Genomic DNA, 21,889 nt, shown 5'->3' on the forward strand with positions numbered 1-21,889 from the left:
AGCCGACGTGAAGGGCCCGGATCGTGCGCACACGATCCGGGCCCTTCGGCTTGCGGGCACTACGGCTTGCGGGCACTACGGCTTGCGGGCACTACGGCTTGCGGGCACTACGGCTTGCGGGCACTACGGCTTGTGGGCACTACGGCTTGTGGGCACTACGGCCGACGCGGCAGGAGCGCGATCGCGGCGGCCGGTACGGCGGCCAGGACGAGCCAGGGCACGGCTGACGGCAGACCCGCGTCGAGGAGGGTGCCGGTGGCCGCGCTGCCGAGCAGCACGATCAGGCCCGAGACCGAGGAGAGGGCACCGGTGTACAGGCCGAGCCTGCCGTCTTCCGCGAGGTCGGGGACCCAGGCGCGGGCGACGGGCGCGACAAGCATCTGGCCGAAGGTGAGCAGCACGACGAACCCGGCGGCGGGCAGCAGCCCCGCGGTTCCGGTCCAGCCGGCGGGCCGGGCGGCGGCCACGACCGCGAACCCCGCGGCGATGAGCAGCAGTCCGGCCATCATGGACCGGCGCAGGGTGATCCGCTCCCCCGCCCATCGGGTCACCGGCAGCTGCGCGGTCACCACGAGCAGCGAGGACAGCGCGAACAGCCAGGCCAGCGGCGCCTGCGAACCGGCCGCGCGCTCCACCTCGGCGGGCAGGGCGAGGTAGAGCTGGTTGTAGGCGAGCAGATAGGCGCCGTAGGCGCAGCACAGGGCGAGAAAGCGTCGGTTGCGCAGCAAGAGCCTTGTCCCGCCGCGGACTTGGACGCTCGCCCGGCCCGGGATGTGCTGCGGCAGCAGCCACGCGTGACCCGCGAGGAGGAGCACGAAGATCCCGGCTCCGGCCAGGCACACCGTGCGGAAGTCGACCGACAGCAGCAGCGCGCCCAGCAGCGGCCCGACGAACGCCCCGGCCTGTCCGGCGACGGTGAACAGCGCCAGCACTCGCGTGCGCGAACCGCCGCCCGCCTCCTCCCTGGCCACGGCCTGCCGGGCCACCTCGGACTCGACGGCGGGCGAGAACAGCGCGGCCGCGAACCCGATCAGCAGCACCGCCCCGACGACCGTCCAGGTCCGCTCGGCGTACCCGAGCCAGGCGAACCCCGCGATCCGCAGCGCACACCCGGCGAGCACCACGGGCCGGATGCCGTACCGGTCGGCCAGCGCCCCGCCCACCACGAACAGCCCCTGCTGGCTGAAGGTCCTGAGCCCGAGCACGAGCCCGACCAGCCAACCCGCCATACCGATCGCCCCGCCCAGATACTCGGCGAGGAAGGGCAGCACGGCGAAGAAGCCGACATTGAAGGCGAGTTGAGTGAGGATCAGCAACCGTAGGAGCGGTGAGAGACGGGCGGTGCCGCGCAGGGGGAGCGAGAGCGAGGTCATCGGGACGCCATCAACTCGGGTGCGGGCGAGGGCTGTCGGGTGGCCTTCGCGGCCGCCGTACGGAGCCGTGGCCGCCGTATTCCGCCGGCTGCCGCCACGGCGAGCGCGCCGAGCAGGGCGAGTACGGCGGCGGGGGCGAGGACCGACCAGGGGGCGCGCTCGGCGTAGGGCTGGTTCTCGGCGAGCAGCAGGCCCCACTCCGGGGACGGCGGCTGGGCGCCGAGGCCGAGGAAGCCGAGGGAGGCGAGGGCGAGGGCAACCCCGGGCAGGCGGAGCAGGGCGTGGCGGGTGACGGGCGGGAGCACGGCGGGCAGGAGCTCGTGGCGCAGCACGTACCAGGGTCCTGCGCCCAGGGCGCGGGTGGCGGTGAGGTGGAGGGTGGCGCGCTCCTGTCGCAGCAGCGCGGAGGTGTGCGCGGCGAGCGGTGCCCAGGCGACGGCGGTCACGGCGAGCGCGGGTGTGAGGGGCCCGCTCCCCCAGGCCGCGGCGACGAGGAGCGCGACGAGGACGGGCGGTACGGCGTTGACGGTGTCGACGAGCGGCCCCGAGAGGCGGGGCAGCAGTCCGAGTACGACGCCGGTGAGCAGGGCGGCCGCGCTGATGGCGAGGGCGAGGGCGAGCGTGTCGAGGGCGCCGTGGGCGATGCGGGCGAGCATGTCCCGGCCGAGGGCGTCGGTGCCGAACGGGTGCGACGGGGAGGGGGGTTGAAGGCGTGCGGTGGTGTCGAGGGCGAGCGGGTCGCGGGGGAGGCCGAGCGCGATGACGGCGAACAGCGCTGTGCCGTACACAAAAGGCAGGATCCTGCCGACCGGCGGCTGCGGACGGTGCAGTGAGGACAGGGAACCGTCGCGCAGTGCGGGTCCGACGAGACGGCGGGCGGCGAGGCGGGTGGCTCCCGTCGTGACGGCCGCGAGCAGGACGAGGGCGAGGGTGCCGGCCTGGAGGACGGGCAGGTCCTGGGCGAGCGCGGCCTGGAGGGTCGTACGGCCCAGGCCCGGGATGTCGAAGATCTGCTCGACCGCGACGGAACCCCCGGTCAGTCCGACGACGAACAGGCCGAGGTTGGGCAGCAGTCCGGGCAGGCAGCGGCGCAGCGCCTTGCGGGCGATGCTCCTTCGGGGCAGTCCGCGTGCGGCGGCAGCCAGTGCCCAGGGCTCGGCGAAGGCGCCGGGCAGCAGGTCGTCCAGCAGTCGCCCGAGGACGGCACCGGCGGGCAGACCGAGGGCGAGGGCGGGCAGTACCGTCCACTGGGGGCCGTACCAGCCGAGGGCCGGCAGCCAGCCCAGCTGCACCCCGACGACGGTGGCGAGGACGGACGCGGTGAGGAACTCGGGCAGCGCGGCGAGCACGGCGGAGGCCGAGCCGACGGTGCGTCGAGGAGCGCCGGTGCGCAGGGTGCGCGCGCACAGCAGCGCGGCCGTGCAGCCGGCGACCACGAGGGCCACCGCCATCAGCAGCAGCGACACGCCGAGCGCCTGGAACACCCCGGGCATGACCTCCGCCCCGGAGATCCACGACCGCCCGGCGTCCCCGCGCGGCAGCCCACCGAGCCACTCCCCCAGTAGCCGCAACGGCCCTTCGTCCAGCCCGAGTTGGGCCCGGATGTCGGCCAGCACCTCCGGGGTGGGGTCGCGGTCCGCCGAGCGCGCCTTCAGTACGGTGAGCGCCGGGTCGGTGTGCGAGAACCAGGGCAGCAGCCCGATCCCGCACACCAACAGCGCACCGAGGCAGACACGCCAGACCAGCGTGCCGACAGTGCTCTTCATGCCTCAGGGCTCCTCGTGGTTCAGCGCCGCGTGCCGGTGCCGAGGAGGGTGCGCTCGTACGGGTCGAGGAGCACGCCCTGCAGCGAGGCGCCGACGCCGGTGATGACGCGCTGGTGGACCAGCGGTACGACGGCGTCGGTGCCGAGGATCGCCGCCTCGGCGGTCATGGCGGCGTCCTGCCGCTTGCCGGGGTCGGCGAGGCCCGCGGCCTTGGTCACGGCCCGGTCGACGCCCTTGTCGCACAGCAGGGCGAGGTTGTAGCCGCCGTCACAGGTGTAGTCACTGGCGAGGACGGCGACGGGGTCGCCGGTGTCCAGCAGGCTGTTGCGGGCCCCGACGACTGCGTCGAACTTCCCGGCCAGGGCGTCGCTCTCCAGCCGCGAGTACTCGCGCACCTCGAGCTTGACCGCGAACCCGGCCTTCTCCAGCTGCTGCTTCAACACCTGGGCGACTTCGGGGAGTTCGGGCCTGTTGTCGTAGGTGGCGAGGGTGAGGGAGGTGCCGCTGGCCTTCCCTGCCTTCGCGCGTCCGGTGGGCTCCTTCCGCTTGCCCTCGGCCCAGGTGACGGCGGGTCCGTAGATGCCGGTTCCGGGGTCGGCGTGGCCCTCGTAGACACCCTGGGCGAGTGCGGAGGGGTCGACGGCGGCGCGGGCGGCGGCACGCAGCGCCGGGGCCTTGAACGGGCCGGACTTGCTGTTGAGCAGCAGGCTCGTGGTGCGGGTGGTCGCGGTCTCCTTGCGCGTGCCCTTGTCGAGGGAGGCGGCCTGGGCGACGGGGATCGCCTCGGCGACGTCGACCTGACCGGTGCGCAGGGCGTTGGCGCGGGCGGTGCCGTCGGCGATGAACCGGGCGTCCACGCCGGAGGCCTGGGCGCGGCCGCCCCAGTAGTCGTCGTGGCGGTCCAGGGTGGCGGCGGTACTGCCGGTGACCTTGGTGAGCTCGAAGGGTCCGGTGGCGGTGCCGACCGGGTCGACGCGGTCCTTGTCGCCGTAGGCCTTCGGGGAGAGGACCGCGAGGCTGGGGCTGGAGAGCCGCAGCGGCAGCACGGGGTCGGGTGCGGCGGTGGTGACCCGTACGCCCGTACCGCCGGCGCCGCCCGCACCTTCCGCCGCCTTCGCCGTGAGGGTCACGCCGGAGAGGGCGGCGGGTGCGGGCTTGGCTTCGGTGGCGTGGGTGAGCGCGGCGGCGACCGCGGACGGGGTGACGTCGGTGCCGTCCTGGAAGGTGGCCTCGCGCAGCGTGAACAGCCAGGTGCGGTCGTCCTCGCGACGCCAGGACGCGGCGAGCGCCGGGGTGGCGGTGCCGTTGGCATCCAGGGCGGTCAGCCCCTCGGTGACGCCGAGCCGGCTGAGGAGCGTGGCGTCGGCGCCGTACGGGGAGAGGTTCTCGGCGGGCGGGAAGGCGAGGGCGACGCGGAGTCGGGAGCCGTCCTTGCCGTCGGCCGTCCCGCCGCCGGCACCACCGGAGGCGAAGCAGCCGGCGAGCAGCGGGGTGAGCAGGAGGGCGGCGTGGAGCCGCGGGCGGCGGGGGAAGCGCATGGGTTATCGGCCTATGGGGTGAGGGGAGGGAGGGGCGGAGCGGGCGGAGAAGGAGGCACCGAGGCGGGCGTCGAGGGGGACGTCAAAGTGCACGATCCCCTGGCCGCCGCCGGGGTCCTCGCGCTCGTCGTGCACGATGGCGCCGAGTGACCGCCAGAAGCCTTCGGCGCCTTCCACGGACGGGTCCGTGTGCAGGTAGACGGACCGGTAACCGCCGTCCGCGGCCGCGAAGGCGAGCAGTTCGGCGACCAGCCGCCGGGCCAGACCACGCCTGCGGTGCTCCCGGCGGACGTAGACGCGGCGCAGTTGGGCGGTCTCGCCGGAGGGGTAACGTACCGCCACGTGCCGCGGGTTCGGCGGATGGGCGGGGCCGCGGGAGTCGAGTGCGGCCGTGGCGATCACGTCGCCGCCCTCACCGTCGAGCGCGACCAGCAGCGTGTGGCGGGCCGGGACCAGATACGCGGCGGCCGGGTCGACAATGTCACCGTGCCAGCGGGGCACGTATCCGGTGCCGAAGTCACGGTAGACGGTGTCGAGCATGACGGCTCGGGCGCCGTCGAGGTCGTCTGGGCCCGCGGGCCGAATGCAGTAACTGGGCACTTGCGCATCATATGCATTAAGCCTCCGATGAAGATCATCCACCCGCGCGCCCGGTCACGACACCTTCACGCGGCTGACTTGACAGTGATCATGTAGCCGCCTACAACCTAGTCACATGACATTCATTTTCAAAATGATGGCGCGGTAATGCGCGTCGCGTTCGTCGGCAAGGGTGGCAGCGGCAAGACCACCCTGTCGGCGCTCTTCTCCCGACGGCTGGCCCACTCCGGCGCACCCGTGCTCGCCATCGACGGCGACATCAACCAGCACCTGGCCGAGGCGCTCGACCCCGCGGACGGCACCTTCACGGCCCCGCCCCTGGCCACGCGCCTGGGCGAGATCAAAGACTTCCTGCGCGGCTCCAACCCGCGCATCGCCTCCCGCGAGGCGATGATCAAGACGACTCCGCCCGGCCGCGGCTCCCGCCTGCTGCGCCCGCTCGGCGACGACGAGCTGCACGCGCGTCACGTCCAACGCGTGGGCGGCGTACCGCTGATGGTGACGGGCGAGTTCGACGAGAGCGACCTCGGGGTGGCCTGCTACCACTCCAAGCTCGGCGCGGTCGAGCTCTACCTGAGCCACCTCGTCGACGGCCCCGGCGAGTACGTCGTCGTCGACATGACGGCGGGCGCCGACGCGTTCGCGTCAGGCCTGTTCACCCGCTTCGACCTCACGGTCCTGGTGGCCGAACCGACCCGCAAGGGCGTCTCCGTCTACCGCCAGTACCGCGACCACGCCCAGGAGTTCGGCATCCCGCTCGCCGTCGTCGGCAACAAGGTGACCGGCGAGGACGACCTGCTCTTCCTCAAGGAGGAGGTCGGCGACGACCTCCTCACCCACCTGGTGCACTCGCCGTGGGTACGGTCGGCCGAGCAGGGCCGCACGACGACCACATCCGTGGATTCTCTGGAACCCCACAACCGCCACGCCCTGAACGTCCTGCGCGAGGCCGTCGACGCCCGCCCCAAGGACTGGACGACCCTCCACCGCCACGCCGTCGACTTCCACCTGCGCAACGCCCACGCATGGGCGGACGCGGCGACGGGCCTCGACCTGGCGGCACAGGTGGACCCGGACTTCGTACCGGGCCCGGCGTCGCTGACCTGATCCCCGTCTCCCCGTCTCTCAAAAACAGCACACAGAACTGCACACAGACAGGACACCCCCCTCATGTCTCTCGACGTCTCCCCCAAGCTCCTCGCCGAAGCCGAGCAGGGCTCCATCCGCGAGGAGGACTTCGTGGGCACCGTCCGCACGTCCCTCCCCTACGCCTACGATCTCATCGCTTCCCTCGCCACCGAGCTCGACTCCACCACCGCCGAGTTCACCGACAACCAGACCCCTCCCCCCTCCGAGCACGAGCGCGGCCAACTCCTCCGCGCCCTCGCCAGCGACGCCATCCGCACCAGCCTGGAACGCCACTTCGACGTCACCCTGGCCTTCCAGAACTGCCACCGGGTGGCGGCGTTCCGGCCGGGGGCGCGGGGCGGGGAGACGTACGCGAAGTTCACGTCGCTGCGGGCACAGGTGCTGAACCAGTCGCCGGAGTTCAGGGACTGCTGAACCGGAGCGCGGGGCCGCCGTCGGAAGGGACGGCGGCCCCGCGCACAATTTCCCCACTGAAACGTGCAACCATTTACACATACGGAGGGTCGATGTCTGCATGCACCACCGATCCCCGGGCCATGACACCCTCCGGCCCGTCGACACCCGCTCGCCGTCAGAGATACGCGCCGAGCGCCGCAGGCTCATCGAGTCCATCCGCGCCCACCGCCGCCTCCTCGCCAAGCGGCCTTCCTTCGAGCAGGCCGACCAGCGGCGCCTGAACCGCGAAGCGAGGGACCACGACCGCGCCGAGACCGCCCACGGCAAGGCCCTCCAGCGCATCCACGAGCGGCGTGCGCGTCAGGAGACCTCACTCAACCGTCAGCTGAGCGGACTCGACGGCAAGCGCGAGCACCAGGAGAAGCAGGCTCTCGCGGTCCTGCGCCGCGAATCCATCGAGCGCAGTCTCGCCGCCACCTACCTCTCCGCGAGCCAGGTGAACGGCATCGGCAGCGGACTGGTTCGCGACCTCGCGGCCCAGGGCGTCAGAACGGCCGCCGACTTCAAGCGTGTCAGCTGGGGCACGGCACCCAACGGCAAGGGCGGCCAGGTGCTCTACATCCACCGCACGAAGGGCGGCAAGGTCCACATCAACGGCATCGGCGAGCACCGCGGCCGGCCGCTGATGGAGTGGCGCCAGTCAGCCGTCGCCCGCGCCGAGGCCCGCGCCCCACACGTACTCCCGCCCGACGAGCGGCACCGTATCGCCGAGATCATCGAGGCTGAGCGCACCCGTCTGCAGAAGGAGTTGGCAGACGTGCCGGGCGCGGCCGAAGCCGCACGCACGGAAGCGGTACGGCTGCACGCCGACGCTCTTGAGCAGCTGGCCGCCTCCACCCGCGAGGCAGCCCTGCGCGCCGATGAACGCCGGGCCGAGTTCGACGCCATGGCCGAGCAGTTGCTCGCCCTCCAAGCACAACTGTCCGCGCACATCGACCAGTACGGCGATGTGGGCCGCCTTGTCCGCCGCGCCCAGGTCCGCGCGCTCCGGCCGCTTCCGGAGGCTCCGGCACTGCCGGCCATCCCCTCTCCCCGCATCCCGGACACACCGGCCCGCCCACGGGTCAGTCTTGAGAAAGCCGCTACCGTCGAGGCATCCCACCCGACTCCCGGAATCCGGGCAAGCCTCGGCTGGCTCGTGCCGATCGTCTTCCTCGGTCTGACGGCGATCCTGGGGGTGGGCGAGACGGACGCCACGGCTCCGACGTGGTTCAGGATCGCGACCCGGCTCGCGGCTCTCGCGATGACCGCGGAACTACTGCGCCTCTGGGTCCCGCGAAGGCGGTGGCGAACGGCCAACCGCATGCCCTCGGGGACCGGTCCTCTGGCCACAGGGGTGTTCTTCGCCCTGGTCGCCGCGAGTATGTTCGCGGACACCGAACCGGACGGCGGAGCGTCATGGGCCGCGTCGGTCGTGTCGCTGGTCCTCGTGGTGGTGGGCACTGCCCTCCGCGCGGGCAAGGGGAAGGGCGCCGAGGTTTCCAACTGACCGGGCGGAGGGCTGTTGCGGCGAGGGTTCAGTCGTGCGCGGCAAACCGCACGAACTGGGCCCAGCCGTCGGGCTCCACGGCGAAGTGGGGGCGGGCCACGTCCTTGGAGTCCCGTACGTAGATGGCCTGTTCCGTGACAGCCACCTCAACGCAGCTGTCGCCCTGGGTACCGCTGTAGCTGGACTTGAACCAGGCGAGTTCCGTCGTGCTCATGTCTCTCCTCGCAGTCGCTCCAGCAGGCCTCGTGAATCCTTGGGGTGCAGGGCCTGCGAGCGCAGTGTGTCATAGCGCTGATAAAGGAGGCTCACCTCTTTCACGTCGGAGATCAGACGGCCGTTCTGCTGCCCCTCCGAGTACCCCAGCCGCCGTCGTTCAGGGGTTTCGAGAAGCTGAACGGAGCCATCGAGGCATCCATGGGTCTCGGCCTCCACAGGCATGATCTGAAGCGTCACGTTCCTCTGCGCTGTCAGCTTCAGCACGTGATCGAGCATCCCTCGCATCACGCCATCGCCGCCGAGCGGACGCCGGAACAGGTGCTCCTCGACGATGAAGCTGAAGGGCACATTGGGGCGCTCAGTCAGCATCCGCTGTCGCTCCAGTCGCGCGGCGACCTGCGCCTCCAACTGCTCGTCCGACAGCGGCGGAATGCTGTTGTCGAAGACCGCCCGCGCATACCCCTCCGACTGCAACAACCCCGGCACCAACCGGCACTCGTACGTACACATGCTCACCGCCACCCGCTCCAGCCTGGCCCACCGCCGGAACCAGGCCGCCAGCCCCGCCTCCCCCCTCGTCAGGAACCGGGCGGACCGCCGCAGCGCCCCCGTGTTGCCCAGCACCTCCTCCGCCCGTTCGACGAAAGACTCGTCCGGCATCCGGCGCCCCAACTCCACCGACTCCACGGTGTGCTTGGAGAAGCGGACGAGCGCCGCGAACTCGGCCCGGCTGAAGCCCGCGTTCTCACGCAGGGCCTGGACGACGGCCCCGAAGGTCCGCAGACTGTCCGACGGGTCGGGTTCCCGCTCCCCCTCGCAGACCGCCGGCTCGTCACTCATCTCCACGCCGCCCGTCATACGCGCACACCTCCAGTGCCAGATGCATCCCTGCACCCAGCGTGACGGCAGGGCGGCCGTACCGTCCACCGAACGTGCCCGTACGCTGACGCAGCGTACGGGCCAGGCTTCTGGAATACACACCCGCGCACCCGTCACCGTGACCCCATGAACGTGACCACGCCCCATCTGGCCACCCCCGTCCAGATGTTCGCGCAGCGCCTGTCCTCGACCCGTCGTGGCGCCCGCCTCGCACGCCTGCTCGCCCACGAGCAGCTCCGAACCTGGCAGGTATCACCTGGCGTCATCGAGCGGGCGGAGCACATCGTCGCCGAACTCGCCGCCAACGCCGCGCTGCACGGCCGCGTCCAGGGCCGCGACTTCCGCCTCGCCCTCATCTTCGACCCGGGCGTCGGCCTCCTCCGCATCGCTGTCACGGACGCCCGTGGTGAGCAACTCCCGGCCCCCTCGACCGACTTCGCGCCTGCAGGGGACACCGAGTCGGGCCGCGGCCTCCTCCTGGTCGACGCCCTCGCCGACCGCTGGGGTACAGAACCCTGGCCGCCGTCCGGCAAGACCGTCTGGGCGGAACTCGACACCCGCTCCACAAGAGGCATGGGGCATTAGTGGGCGAAAGTGAGATCGGCACTCCCCTTCTCCCCTCCACCGGTTTGCGAGCGCCGCCGAGAACCGAACGCGTCCCCCGCGCGTGGTACCGGAGAACGTGTTGGCATGCACACGAGACGGGGGAACGCGAGTGGGATCAACAGCACGCGCGAGAACGGCGGCGGTGGCCGCCGTGGTGGCCGGGGCGCTGGTCACGGGGGCGGTATCGGCAGGGGGCCAGCCGGCGCAAGCCGTCGGCTCCGCCGCACATGACGGGACGAAGGCTCCGGCGAAGGCGAAGCCACCGGCGACCGTCACGCTGATCAGCGGCGACCGCGTGGTCGTCGGCTCAGACGGCCGGGTGGTTCGGCTCGTGCGCGGCAAGGGCCGCGAGGGGATCGGTTTCTCGGTGCGGCGCGAGGCCGGCCACACGTACGTCGTCCCGCAGGACGCCCTGCGCCTGGTCGCCGACGGCGTGCTCGACCGGCGGCTCTTCGACGTCGCGCAGCTGGTCGAAGACGGGTACGACGACGCGCACCGCACCACGCTGCCGCTGATCGTCGGCTACCGGCGGGACGGCGCCGGAGCAGGGGGTTTCACCGCCGCCCGCGACCCGTTCGCGGGCGTCGTCGTCCGGGAGCGCCGTGCGCTGCCCGCGGTCGACGGCGAGGCCTTCGAGGCGCCCAAGGCCGGTGCCCCGGCCCTGTGGGCGGCCGTCACAGGCCGCTCTTCGGCCCGTACGGCAGGCGGTACGGCCGCCGCCGCGCGGCCCGTCGCCCATGTCTGGCTGGACGCGAAGGTCCGGGCCGCGCTGGCCGAGAGCGTGCCGCAGATCGGTGCGCCCGCCATGTGGAAGTCGGGTTACACCGGCAAGGGCATCAAGGTGGCGGTCCTGGACACGGGCGTGGACCAGACCCACCCGGACCTCAAGGGCGTCGAGACGGCGCAGAAGAACTTCAGCGAGTCCCCCGACGTCAAGGACCGCTTCGGGCACGGTACGCACGTGGCCTCCATCCTCGCCGGGAGCGGTGCGAAGTCCGGCGGCCGCTACAAGGGCGTGGCGCCCGACGTGAAGCTGCTGGACGGCAAGGTCCTGGCCGATGACGGCTTCGGAGAGACCTCGAACATCGTCGCCGGTATGCAGTGGGCCGTCGACCAGGGCGCGCAGGTCGTCAACATGAGTCTGGGCCACCCCGACACCCCGGGTGTCGACCCGCTGGAGGCGGCAGTCGCCCGGCTCTCCGGCAAGGCCCTGTTCGTGGTGGCCGCGGGCAACGAGGGCGACGGGCCCCGCACGCTCGGATCGCCCGGCAGCGCCCCCGCGGCGCTCACCGTCGGGGCCGTGGACAAGCAGGACCAGATCGCCGACTTCTCCAGCCGCGGCCCGAACCTCGACGGCACGCCCAAGCCGGACATCACCGGCCCCGGCGTGGACATCACCGCCGCCCTGACCACGCAGGGCGAGCAGCCCCCAGGTGAGGGCTATGTGTCGCAATCCGGCACGTCGATGGCCTCCCCGCACGTCGCGGGCGCCGCCGCCCTGGTGCTCCAGCAGCACCCGGACTGGAGCGGGGCCCGGCTGAAGTCGCTCCTGACCGGTTCGGCCAAGCCCAACCCGCTGCTGAACGCCCACCAGCAGGGCGCGGGCCGGGTGGACCTGGCGCGCGCCGCCACGGCGCTGGTCGTCTCCGAGCCCGGCTCCCTCGGCTTCGGCATGCACGCCTGGCCGCACGCCGACGACAAGCCGGCTTCCAAGACCCTCACCTACCGCAACTACGGCACCCGGGCCGTCACCCTGCGGCTGAGTGCCTCCGGGGCCGACCCGTCGGGCCGCCCCGCCCCGGCCGGCATGTTCACCGTCAAGGACGCCCAGCTCACCGTTCCGGCCGGCGGCACCGCGAAGACCACCGTCACCGCAGACACGCGCAAGGGCACCGTCGACGGCGTCTTCGGTGGCACGGTGCTGGCGTCGGGAGGCGGCCAGCAGGTGCGTACCGGTCTCGTGGTCGAAAGGGAGGTGGAGTCGTACGACGTCACGGTGCGGCACATCGACGCCGACGGGGCGAACCCGGCCACCTACGCGACGACGATCAACCCCCGCGACGGGCTCGGCAAGTCCGTGGAGCTCCCGTACCGCGCGAACGGCACGGTGGTCCAGCGGCTGCCCAAGGGCTCCTACCAGCTGGAGAGCCTGGTCTTCGCGGAGGACAACGAGGTGGGCTTCTTCGTCCAGCCGGTTCTGGAGGTGACCGGGAAGGTCACGGTCACCCTCGACTCCCGCAAGGCGAAGCCGTTCGCCGTGAAGGCCCCGGATCCGGCCGCGAAGCTCGTCACCTCCATCGTCGGCTACTACGACGAGGCCGCGGGCGTGGCCAACTCCTGGTCCACCAACGGCGTGCCGCCGATCCGCACCGCCGCCCTCGGCCCGGCATCCGCCACGATGCGGGCCCAGTTCAACGGGGTGTGGAAGACGCCCGGCGCGGCCGGCAAGAACGTCGACTACCGGCTTGCCTTCAACCGCAAGGGGAGCTTCTTCACCGGCCTGACCCGCACCGTCGCCCGGTCCGAGGTCGCCGAGGTGAAGCTCGGCTTCGGCGCGTCCGTCACCGGGGCCAAGGGCCAGGTCCACATCACGCCGCTGGACGAGCTCGGGAGCAGCGTCGGCATCCAGGAACCGCAGGTGCAGAAGCTGCCGCAGGCCACCACGCACTACCTCAGCACGGCCGGCGTGCGCTGGTCCTGGACTGCCGCGCAGCTCGACGCCCGCAGCGAGGTGCGCATGATCTACACGAAGGAGCGGGTGACCTACAAGCCGGGCTCCAGCTACACCCTGAGGTTCAACACCGGTGTCGTCGGCCCCGATCTCGCGGCAGGGAGCCCGCAGGAGCAGGGTGCCAATCGGACCGGTGACTACATCGACGCCAGGATCCCGCTGTTCAACGACGGCAGCGGCAACCCGGGGTCCTCGGTCGTCACCAGCGGGTTCGCCCGGCTGGAATCCGGCGGGCGGATCCTCGGCGAGGGCTCGGCCACGGACTGGCTGAGCGCCGAAGTTCCCGCCGCCTCCGCCGCGTACCGCCTGACGGTCGAGGCGAGCCGCTCCGCCGAGGACACCTCCACCAGTACGAAGGTGGCAGGGGTGTGGACGTTCACCTCGGCCCGGCCGGCGTCGGACCGCACGACCAGGCTGCCCCTGTCGACGGTGCGGCTCGCGCCGAAGCTGAGCTTGCACGGGACGGCTCCGGCGGGCAGCACGCTCACGGTGCCGCTGAAGCTGAGCGGTGCGGCCGCCGCGGCCGGGCAGGTCGCCGCGCTGACCGTGAACGTCTCCTACGACGGCGGCCGGACCTGGAAGCCGCTCACCGTGACGACCGACGCGAAGGGGGCGCGCTCGGTGAGCGTGAAGCACCCGGCGACCGCCAAGGCCGTGTCCTTCCGGGTGGACCTGAAGGACAGGGGCGGCAACACCGTGCGCGAGACGATCACGAACGCCTACCGGCTCGCTCCGTGAGGTGACCCTACGACGGTGACCGTTGCCCAGCGCCGCTGAACCCTCCGGCCTGACCCCCGCACCTGCGGGGACCGGGCCGGATCCGCGTCAAGCGAGAAACCCCGACACCAACGCCACGAACCTGTCGGGCAGCACCGCAGGCAATCGAGTTACCGCGGGGATGGCCCCGATCAGTGGCGGCCCCGCCCTGCCCGTGTGGGCGGGGCGGGGCCGCTCTCTGCTACCGCGCGGGTACGGCGGCCGGTGCCGGCGCATACCCCGTGGGCCGGGCCGTGAAGGTGCCGCGGCCCTGGGTGCGGCTGCGCAGACGGGTCGCGTAGCCGAACAGCTCCGCCAGGGGCACGGTGGCGGTGACGACCGCGGCGCCGCCGCGCGTGGCCGAGCCCGTCACTCGGCCGCGCCGGGCCGCGAGGTCGCCGAGGACCGAGCCCACGGCGTCCTCGGGCACGGTGACCGTGACCTCGACGACCGGCTCCAGGAGGAGCATCGCGCAGCCGCGCAGCGCCTCCCGCAGTGCGAGCCGGCCCGCCGTGCGGAAGGCCATCTCGGAGGAGTCCTTCACATGGGTCGCCCCGTCGGTCAGGGTGACGCGCAACCCGGTCACCGGGTGCCCGCCGAGGGGACCCTCGCCGAGGGCGTCCCGGCAGCCGGCCTCCACCGCGCGCACGTACTCCTGTGGCACCCGCCCGCCGACCACGGCCGAGCGGAACTCGAAGCCCTCGGCGCCGTCTTCGGACTCCAGCGGCTCCACGTCGAGCACGACATGGGCGAACTGACCCGCCCCACCGTCCTGTTTGACGTGCCGGAAGACCAGACCGGACACGCCGCCGGCGACCGTCTCGCGGTAACTCACCCTGGGACGGCCTACGTTGACGTCCAGGCCCTGGTCACGGCGGATCTTCTCCACCGCGACCTCCAGGTGCAGTTCACCCATGCCGGACAGCACCGTCTGACCGGTCTCCGCGTCGGTGCGGACGACCAGGGACGGATCCTCCTCGGCCAGCCGCGCCAGCGCCGACGCCAGCCGTTCGGCGTCGGTGCTTCTGCGCGCCTCGACCGCCACCGAGACCACCGGGTCGGCGACACTCGGCGGTTCGAGGACGAGCGGGGCACCCGGCGCGCACAGCGTCGAGCCGGCGCGCGCGGACTTCAGCCCGACGACGGCGACGATGTCCCCGGCGACCGCCCGGTCGAGCTGGGCGTGGCGGTCGGCCTGGACCCGCAGGATCCGGCCGATCCGCTCGGTGCGCCGCGCACCCGCGTCCCATACCGTGGCTCCCTTCTCGATCGTTCCCGAGTACACGCGCAGGTAGGTGAGGCGGCCCGTGGGGGTGGCGTTGACCTTGAAGGCGAGAGCCGCGAACGGGGCCGCGGGGTCGGCGGGCCGTCGCTCGTCGACACCATCGTGCATGCCGCACACAGCCGGCACGTCCAGCGGCGACGGCAGATAGGCGACCACGGCGTCGAGCAATGGTTCGACACCGCGGTTGCGGTAGGCCGAGCCGCACAGCACGACCACGCCGTCGCCGCTGTGCGTGAGGTCGCGCAGCGCCGCGGCAAGGGTGCCCGCGGAGAGCGTCTCCCGGTCGCAGAACTCCTCCAGCGCGGCCGGATGGCGTTCCGCCACGGCCTCCTCCAGCAGTCGGCGTCGCCGCCCCGCCTCCTCGGCCAGGGCGTCCGGCACCGGCCCCTCCGTGGCCGTGCCGCCGTCGTCGTCCCAGGTCAGCGCCCGCATGCGCAGCAGGTCGACGACGCCGGTGAATTCGTCCTCCGCACCGATCGGCAGCTGTACCACGAGCGGAGTCGGGTGCAGCCGCTCGCGGATCGACGCGACGGCCGTGTCGAGGTCGGCGCCGGCCCGGTCCAGCTTGTTGACGAAGGCGATCCTCGGTACGCCGTGCCGGTCGGCCTGCCGCCACACCGACTCGCTCTGCGGCTCCACGCCCGCCACCGCGTCGAACACGGCGACCGCGCCGTCGAGCACCCGCAGCGAACGCTCCACCTCGTCGGCGAAGTCGACGTGCCCCGGGGTGTCGATCAGGTTGACGCGGTGGCCGTCCCAGGCGCAGCTGACGGCCGCGGCGAAGATGGTGATGCCACGGTCGCGCTCCTGGGAGTCGAAGTCGGTGACGGTCGTGCCCTCGTGAACCTCGCCGCGCTTGTGCGTGGTCCCGGTGGCGAACAGGATCCGCTCGGTGACGGTCGTCTTGCCGGCGTCGACGTGGGCGAGGATGCCCAGGTTGCGGACGGCGGCGAGCGGGTTGGTCAGGTGACGGTCGAGGTTGGTGCGCACGGCCCGTGGCCTTTCGGAATCTGATCAGGAAAGGGGCAGCGCGATTTCCGGACGAGGCGTCGAGGCGTGCGGGCAGCCTGCTGACATGACGTCAGCAGGCTGCCGCGGAACAGCTGGTGGTCTTCTCAGACGTTCGTCACGGTCATCCGGCACCGGCCGCGCAGCGGGTACCGGGCCGACGAGGACACGAGGATCACCTCGTACCGGGACGGGGAGACGACGAAAGCGGTGTGGTCACGCATGGTCTTCTCCCCTCACTCGTCAGGACGGCGGCCCGCTCAAGCAGTGGGCGGCGCTGGATACTTGGCGACTGTAGAGGCATCCGCGCCGTCGCGCACCCCCATTCTTGTTTTTCCGCGTTACGCGTTCTGCGCCACGTGGGAGTAGAAGTGGCGGCGGACCCGGCGCAGCCACGCGTCGGCGGCCGACTCGTCGGGGTGGTCGGGCAGCACGGAGGGTGTCTCGGCGAAGCCCGTCTCGAACCGGCGCAGCAGTGGCAGCGCGGCCGTGGGGTCGGCGGCGGCCTGTTCGCCGAAGCGGTGGTAGCTCTCGGGGTCCTCGACCCGGATGGTCAACCGGCCGGTCGCGTACAGCTCGTAGCCCTGCTCGCACAGCCGCTTGAGGTGGCGGGCGTGCTTGGCGGTGCGCCTGCGGCTTTCCGCCGAGAACGAGCCGTCACCGCGGCTCTGGAGCTTCCTGAACTGCTGGGTGGCGTAGCCGAGATAGGCGTCGCGCACGCGCCGGGCGCTCAGGAAGGAAGCGCGGATGCCGATGAGCTCGTCGCCGAGGGGAGTCCGCACCTCGTACAACTCGTCGGGCAGCCAGACGAGTTCCATCACCGTCGGGTTGCCGCCGAGGGCCAGCCGGCACCACTTGGCCGCCTCGTGCAGGGTGCGGTCCGGTGCGGTGCTGACGTGGGACTCCTTCGGCCCGCGCAGGCCGTGAAGTTCCTCGGTGGGCGCGGCGAACATCCCGAGCCGGTCGATGTCGGAGCCCTCGCGGGCGAGTCCGTACGCGGTCGAGCCGACGACGCCCGACAGCAGGATGTTCTCGACGGTCACGGCTGCCCCCGATGGTGATGTCCCGCCCCCGTGGCGGGGCGGCGGACCGCCATGATGCCGCGCCGACGGGGTCGGCCACCTGGCAATTTTCCGCGGGCGGCGCAGGTCTCCGCGATCGGCGCCCGCTCACCCGTACGGCCCCGTGCGCTGGTCCCGCCCGGGGCCCGATGGTGCCGTGAGAGGGAGCACTGCGAGAAGAGCACCGGGGGACGCCGGGAAACCGCGCGTCCGGAAACACCCGGGGTTCGCCCTCAGGAGGCATCCGTGATGACCCCGCATCCGTCCCGTCCCGCCCGTGTCCTCGCCGCCGCCCTGGCCGTGGGCACGCTGTTCACCACGGCGGCCTGCTCCTCCGACGGCGACGGCGGTGACACGGACACCCGCTCGGGACACGCCGCCTCCCCCGTGGCCAGGCGGACCGTGACCGCGTCGGCCGCCGCGCCCCTCACAGAGGCCGGGGCCCGGACGGCGCTCATCACGGAGGGCGACCTGGAGGACGACTGGACGCAGGTCAAGGGCGCGAACGGCTGGCGGGACTCCCTGCTCGTCGGCAAGGTGGACGTGGCCGACTTCCTCACCGCCGAGGCGGACGCCACCGAGTGCCAGCGCCTGCTCGACTCCCTCTACGACGACGGCCTCCTGGGCAAGCCGTACGGCGCGTCGGCGCTCACCGGCTTCCGCGAGGGCGACGCCCGGCTCCTCTACCAGGTCGCCGCGTACCGCAGGGCCGACCTCGACAAGTCGCTCGCCTGGCTGGGCTCCCTGCCGGACAAGTGCGACCAGTTCACCGCGACCGGCACGGGCGGCGAGCGGACCGTGCAGGTGGTGGATGCCTCCCTGCCCAAGGAGGGCGACGCCCGGCAGGGCCTGACGGTCACGGTCAAGGGCACCGCGGACGGCTCCCCCGTCATGCTCACCCTGGACGTGGCCGCCGTCCGCGTCGGCACGGACGCGATCACGGTCGTCAACGGAGGGCTCGACGGCGCGGACCACGACAGCACCGAGCAGGCCGTGAAGGAGGGCACCGCGCGGTTGAAGGACGTCCAGGCGGGTCGGACTCCGGCGGAAGAGCCGAGCGTGGAGTGACAGGGTCTGTCGACGCCCAGAAGTGTGTGACATATTACTGCCGTGACCAACGGACTCTGTGATGTCGTGGTCGTCGGCGCCGGCATGGTCGGCGCCGCCTGCGCGCTGTACGCGGCCCGCGCCGGGCTCGACGTCGTGGTGGTGGACCGCGGCCCGGTGGCCGGCGGCACGACCGGCGCGGGCGAGGGCAACCTGCTCGTCTCCGACAAGGAGCCCGGCCCCGAACTCGCACTCGCCCTGCTGTCCGGCCGGTTGTGGACCGAGCTGGCCCAGGAGCTGGGCAGCGCGATCGAGTACGAGCCCAAGGGCGGGGTCGTCGTCTCCGCCACGCCCGAAGGGCTGTCCGCCCTTGCGGAGCTGGCCGCCGCCCAACGCGCCGCCGGAGTCGAGACGGTGAGCGTCGACACGGACCAACTCCAGCACCTCGAGCCCTACTTGGCGCCCGGCCTCGCGGGCGGCGTGCTCTACCCGCAGGACGCCCAGGTCATGCCGACCCTGGCCGCCGCACACCTCCTACGGGCCTCGGGCGCACGCCTGGAGACCGGCCGGACCGTGACGCGGGTGCTGCGCGGCGCCGACGGTGCCGTGCGCGGCGTGGCGACCGACCGGGGCGACCTCCACGCGCCGGCCGTGGTGAACGCGGCCGGTACATGGGGCGGTGAGGTGGCCCGGCTCGCGGGAGTGCACCTGCCGGTGCTGCCGCGGCGCGGCTTCGTCCTGGTCACCGAGCCCCTGCCGCGCCGGGTGCGCCACAAGGTGTACGCCGCGGACTACGTGGCCGACGTGGCGAGCGACTCGGCGGCGCTCCAGACCTCACCGGTGGTCGAGGGAACCGCCGCGGGGCCCGTCCTCATCGGCGCCAGCCGCGAACGGGTGGGCTTCGACCGGTCCTTCTCACCGCCGGTGGTACGGGCACTGGCGGCGGGGGCGACGCGGCTGTTCCCGTTCCTGGAGCGGGTGCGGGCGATGCGCACGTATCTCGGCTTCCGGCCCTACATGCCGGATCACCTGCCCGCCGTGGGGCCCGACCCTCGCGTGCCCGGCCTGTTCCACGCCTGCGGGCACGAGGGTGCGGGCATCGGGCTCGCCACCGGCACCGGGCATCTGATCGCGCAGGTGCTGGGCGGCAGGACCCCCGATCTGGACCTCACGCCGTTTCGCCCCGACCGATTCGCCGAGGAGGCCGCTTCGTGAACCACCCTGGACCTCTCGTGCACCCCCTGGAGCTCTCGTGAACCCTCTGGAGCTGACGCGGGCCCGGCCCGGCGCCCCGTTCACCGTCACCTTCGACGGACGGGAGATCGAGGCGCTGCCCGGGCAGACGGTGGCCGCGGCACTGTGGTCGGCGGGGATCACCTCCTGGCGCACCACCCGGGGCGAGGGCCGGCCGCGCGGTGTGTTCTGCGGGATCGGCGTCTGCTTCGACTGCCTGGTGACCGTCGACGGACGGCCCAACCAGCGGGCCTGCCTGGTTCCGGCCGAGCCCGGGGCGGAGATCCGTACACAGGAGGGGACGGGGCACGATGACTGAGCGTCCGCGTCTCGTCGTGGTCGGCGCGGGTCCCGCGGGGCTCGCCGCCACCCTCGCGGCCGCCGCGCGGGGCGTTCACGTCGTCCTTCTCGACTCCGCCGCCGAACCCGGCGGACAGTTCTACCGGCAGCCCGCCCCGGGCCTCGGTGCCCGCCGGCCTGAGGCGCTGCACCACCAGTGGCGCACCTGGGAGCGGCTGCGCGACGGACTGGACGCGCATCTCGGCGCCGGGCGCGTCACGTACCTGAGGGATCATCATGTGTGGTGCGTGGAACGGGAGTCGACGCTCGGCAAGGGCGGCGTCAGCAACTCGGACACGCCCACGTTCACCGTGCACGCGCTGCTCGGCCCGGAGCAGGAACGCCCTGCCGCCGTACCCGCGGACGCGGTGCTGCTCGCGACCGGCGGCTACGAGAAGGTGCTCCCGTTCCCGGGCTGGACGCTGCCCGGTGTGGTCACCGCCGGTGGCGCCCAGGCCATGCTGAAGGGCGGGCTGGTGCTGCCGGGGCGGAGGGCGGTCGTGGCCGGCACCGGGCCGCTGCTGCTGCCCGTGGCGACCGGGCTCGCCGCGGCGGGCGCCGAGGTCGCCGCGCTGGTCGAGTCCGCCGACCCGAAGGACTTCGTACGGCGCACCAGCGCCCTGGCCACCCAGCCGGCCAAGCTCGCCGAGGGCGCCGGGTACGCGGCCGCGCTGCTGCGTCACCGGATCCCGGTGCGGGCGCGTCACACGGTCGTCGCGGCGCACGGCGGCGAACGTCTCGAAGCGGTGAGCGTCGCCGCGCTGGACCCCGAGGGCCGACCCGCGCCCGGCACGGAACGGCGCATCGCCTGCGACACCCTCGCCGTCGGACACGGCATGCTGCCGCACACCGACCTCGCCGAGGGCCTCGGCTGCCGGCTCGACGGGCCGAACGTGCACGTCGACGACGAGCAGCGCACCGACGTCCCGGGCGTGTGGGCCGCCGGGGAGGCCACCGGGATCGGTGGCGCGGCCCTGTCGCTGGCCGAGGGGCACATCGCCGGGCGGTCGGTCGCGGCGCGGCTGGCGGGAACCGTGCCCGACCCGCGCGCGTGGGCCGCGGCCGCCCGGGGCCGTACCCGGCAGCGGGCGTTCTTCGCGGCGGTCGACGGGGCGTACGCACCGCCCGCGCGCTGGGCGGACCAGGTCACCGACGACACGGTCGTGTGCCGCTGCGAGGAGGTCACCGCCGGGGCCGTCCGGCAGGCCGTCGGGGAACTCGGCGCGGGCGACCTGCGCACGGTGAAACTGCTGACGCGGGCCGGGATGGGCTGGTGCCAGGGCCGGATGTGCGCTCCCGGGGTCGCGGGCGTCGCCGGATGCGAACTCACCCCGGGGCGGCGGATGCCGGCCCGGCCGGTCCCGCTCGGGGTGCTCGCCGCACAGGCCGACCCGCCCAGCGAGAACCCATCAGTCCAGTAATATGTCACACCCTATAGAAGGGGGCTCCACCCGATGACCACCCCGCAGCACCGCCCCTGGCGCGGCGTCCTCGTCGCCACCGCGCTCCCACTCCGCGACGACCTCTCCGTCGACCACGACCGGTACGCCGAGCACTGCGCCTGGCTGGTCGACAACGGCTGCGACGGCGTCGTACCGAACGGCTCGCTCGGCGAGTACCAGGTGCTCACCCCCGAGGAGCGCGCCAAGGTCGTCGAGACGGCCGTGGCCGCCATCGGCGGCGCGCGGGTGATGCCCGGGGTCGCCGCGTACGGCTCGGCCGAGTCGCGCCGCTGGGCCGAGCAGGCGCGCGACGCGGGCTGCGCGGCCGTCATGCTGCTGCCGCCCAACTCCTACCGCGCGGACGAGCGTTCGGTCCTCGCCCACTACGCGGAGGTCGCGAAGGCGGGCGTGCCGATCGTCGCGTACAACAACCCGATCGACACGAAGGTCGACCTGGTGCCGGAACTCCTCGCCGCCCTGCACGCCGAGGGATACATCCACGGCGTGAAGGAGTTCTCCGGCGATGTCCGGCGCGCCTACCGGATCGCGGAACTCGCCCCGGAACTCGACCTGCTGATCGGCGCCGACGACGTGCTGCTGGAGCTGGCGGTCGCGGGTGCCAAGGGCTGGGTGGCCGGCTACCCGAACGCGCTGCCGCGGGCGTCGGTGGAGCTGTACCGCGCCGCCGTCGCCGGGGACCTCGACACCGCGCTGCCCCTGTACCGGCAGTTGCACCCGTTGCTGCGCTGGGACTCCCGCGTGGAGTTCGTGCAGGCGATCAAGCTGTCCATGGACATCGTCGGCCGTCACGGCGGCGCCTGCCGTCCGCCCCGCGTACCGCTGCTGCCCGAGCAGGAGGCGGCCGTCCGCGCGGCGACCGAGAAGGCCGTCGCGGCGGGCCTGGCATAACGCCCC

General features: G+C 72.8%; 18 protein-coding genes. 10 read left to right on the top strand and 8 right to left on the bottom strand.

The window, feature by feature from the left end:
• Nucleotides 1–155 precede the first annotated feature (155 nt).
• The 4 genes from ACFYWX_RS00295 to ACFYWX_RS00310 are packed head-to-tail and all read right to left on the bottom strand — an operon-like array spanning nt 156 to nt 5,277.
• Nucleotides 156–1,373 carry an MDR family MFS transporter gene (locus ACFYWX_RS00295; RefSeq protein WP_389421764.1) on the bottom strand — a complete coding sequence of 406 codons (1,218 nt, stop codon included), beginning with the start codon at nt 1,371–1,373 and terminating at the stop codon, nt 156–158.
• Complete coding sequence (locus ACFYWX_RS00300; RefSeq protein ID WP_389421765.1) at nt 1,370–3,139, bottom strand: ABC transporter permease subunit; 1,770 nt, start codon at nt 3,137–3,139, stop codon at nt 1,370–1,372. Before ACFYWX_RS00300 ends, ACFYWX_RS00295 begins: the two co-directional genes overlap by 4 nt.
• 20 nt (nt 3,140–3,159) lie before the next feature.
• Nucleotides 3,160–4,677 (bottom strand): ABC transporter substrate-binding protein, encoded by a 1,518-nt coding sequence (locus ACFYWX_RS00305; protein ID WP_389421766.1) that lies wholly within the window; start codon nt 4,675–4,677, stop codon nt 3,160–3,162.
• A gap of 3 nt (nt 4,678–4,680) precedes the next feature.
• Nucleotides 4,681–5,277 (bottom strand): GNAT family N-acetyltransferase, encoded by a 597-nt coding sequence (locus tag ACFYWX_RS00310; protein WP_389421767.1) that lies wholly within the window; start codon nt 5,275–5,277, stop codon nt 4,681–4,683.
• 147 nt (nt 5,278–5,424) lie between these two features.
• Between ACFYWX_RS00310 and ACFYWX_RS00315 the strand changes: the two genes are divergently transcribed.
• From ACFYWX_RS00315 to ACFYWX_RS00325, 3 genes are all read left to right on the top strand, one after another.
• Nucleotides 5,425–6,384, top strand: coding sequence for an ATP-binding protein (locus ACFYWX_RS00315; RefSeq protein ID WP_389421768.1), 960 nt, complete (start codon nt 5,425–5,427; stop codon nt 6,382–6,384).
• Nucleotides 6,385–6,447: 63 nt separating this feature from the next.
• Nucleotides 6,448–6,840 carry an SCO5389 family protein gene (locus tag ACFYWX_RS00320; RefSeq protein ID WP_389421769.1) on the top strand — a complete coding sequence of 131 codons (393 nt, stop codon included), beginning with the start codon at nt 6,448–6,450 and terminating at the stop codon, nt 6,838–6,840.
• A gap of 100 nt (nt 6,841–6,940) precedes the next feature.
• Complete coding sequence (locus ACFYWX_RS00325; RefSeq protein WP_389421770.1) at nt 6,941–8,371, top strand: hypothetical protein; 1,431 nt, start codon at nt 6,941–6,943, stop codon at nt 8,369–8,371.
• 28 nt (nt 8,372–8,399) lie between these two features.
• Here the strand turns inward: ACFYWX_RS00325 and ACFYWX_RS00330 are convergent, their stop codons facing one another.
• Both ACFYWX_RS00330 and ACFYWX_RS00335 read right to left on the bottom strand, forming a co-directional pair.
• Nucleotides 8,400–8,585, bottom strand: a complete 186-nt coding sequence (locus ACFYWX_RS00330) for a DUF397 domain-containing protein (RefSeq protein WP_389421771.1) — start codon at nt 8,583–8,585, stop codon at nt 8,400–8,402.
• The gene (locus tag ACFYWX_RS00335; protein WP_389421772.1) at nt 8,582–9,445 is read right to left on the bottom strand and encodes a Scr1 family TA system antitoxin-like transcriptional regulator; all 864 of its coding nucleotides are present in this window, start codon (nt 9,443–9,445) and stop codon (nt 8,582–8,584) included. Before ACFYWX_RS00335 ends, ACFYWX_RS00330 begins: the two co-directional genes overlap by 4 nt.
• 147 nt (nt 9,446–9,592) lie before the next feature.
• Here ACFYWX_RS00335 and ACFYWX_RS00340 point away from each other — a divergent pair, with 147 nt between their 5' ends.
• A complete protein-coding gene (locus ACFYWX_RS00340; protein WP_389421773.1) occupies nt 9,593–10,051 on the top strand; it encodes an ATP-binding protein in 459 nt (152 codons plus the stop codon).
• Nucleotides 10,052–10,181: 130 nt separating this feature from the next.
• Nucleotides 10,182–13,541 carry a S8 family serine peptidase gene (locus ACFYWX_RS00345; RefSeq protein WP_389421774.1) on the top strand — a complete coding sequence of 1,120 codons (3,360 nt, stop codon included), beginning with the start codon at nt 10,182–10,184 and terminating at the stop codon, nt 13,539–13,541.
• Nucleotides 13,542–13,761: 220 nt separating this feature from the next.
• On the opposite strand, the gene fusA is transcribed toward ACFYWX_RS00345, so the two are convergent.
• Both fusA and ACFYWX_RS00355 read right to left on the bottom strand, forming a co-directional pair.
• Nucleotides 13,762–15,834 carry an elongation factor G gene (fusA, locus tag ACFYWX_RS00350; RefSeq protein ID WP_389421775.1) on the bottom strand — a complete coding sequence of 691 codons (2,073 nt, stop codon included), beginning with the start codon at nt 15,832–15,834 and terminating at the stop codon, nt 13,762–13,764.
• 359 nt (nt 15,835–16,193) lie between these two features.
• Nucleotides 16,194–16,895, bottom strand: a complete 702-nt coding sequence (locus tag ACFYWX_RS00355; protein ID WP_389421776.1) for a DNA polymerase beta superfamily protein — start codon at nt 16,893–16,895, stop codon at nt 16,194–16,196.
• 267 nt (nt 16,896–17,162) lie between these two features.
• On the opposite strand from ACFYWX_RS00355, the gene ACFYWX_RS00360 reads away from it, so the two are divergent.
• The 5 genes from ACFYWX_RS00360 to ACFYWX_RS00380 are packed head-to-tail and all read left to right on the top strand — an operon-like array spanning nt 17,163 to nt 21,883.
• Nucleotides 17,163–17,981 (top strand): hypothetical protein, encoded by an 819-nt coding sequence (locus tag ACFYWX_RS00360; RefSeq protein WP_389421777.1) that lies wholly within the window; start codon nt 17,163–17,165, stop codon nt 17,979–17,981.
• Nucleotides 17,982–18,023: 42 nt separating this feature from the next.
• Nucleotides 18,024–19,175: an NAD(P)/FAD-dependent oxidoreductase gene (locus tag ACFYWX_RS00365; protein WP_389421778.1), complete on the top strand. Its 1,152-nt coding sequence runs from the start codon at nt 18,024–18,026 to the stop codon at nt 19,173–19,175.
• Between the two features lie 37 nt (nt 19,176–19,212).
• Nucleotides 19,213–19,512, top strand: coding sequence for a (2Fe-2S)-binding protein (locus ACFYWX_RS00370; RefSeq protein WP_389421779.1), 300 nt, complete (start codon nt 19,213–19,215; stop codon nt 19,510–19,512).
• Nucleotides 19,505–20,953 (top strand): FAD-dependent oxidoreductase, encoded by a 1,449-nt coding sequence (locus ACFYWX_RS00375; protein ID WP_389421780.1) that lies wholly within the window; start codon nt 19,505–19,507, stop codon nt 20,951–20,953. Before ACFYWX_RS00370 ends, ACFYWX_RS00375 begins: the two co-directional genes overlap by 8 nt.
• A 33-nt stretch (nt 20,954–20,986) precedes the next feature.
• Nucleotides 20,987–21,883, top strand: coding sequence for a dihydrodipicolinate synthase family protein (locus ACFYWX_RS00380; protein WP_389421781.1), 897 nt, complete (start codon nt 20,987–20,989; stop codon nt 21,881–21,883).
• The last annotated feature ends 6 nt before the right edge of the window (nt 21,884–21,889 follow it).

This window comes from Streptomyces sp. NPDC002888, assembly GCF_042888465.1.
Lineage (GTDB): Bacteria > Actinomycetota > Actinomycetes > Streptomycetales > Streptomycetaceae > Streptomyces.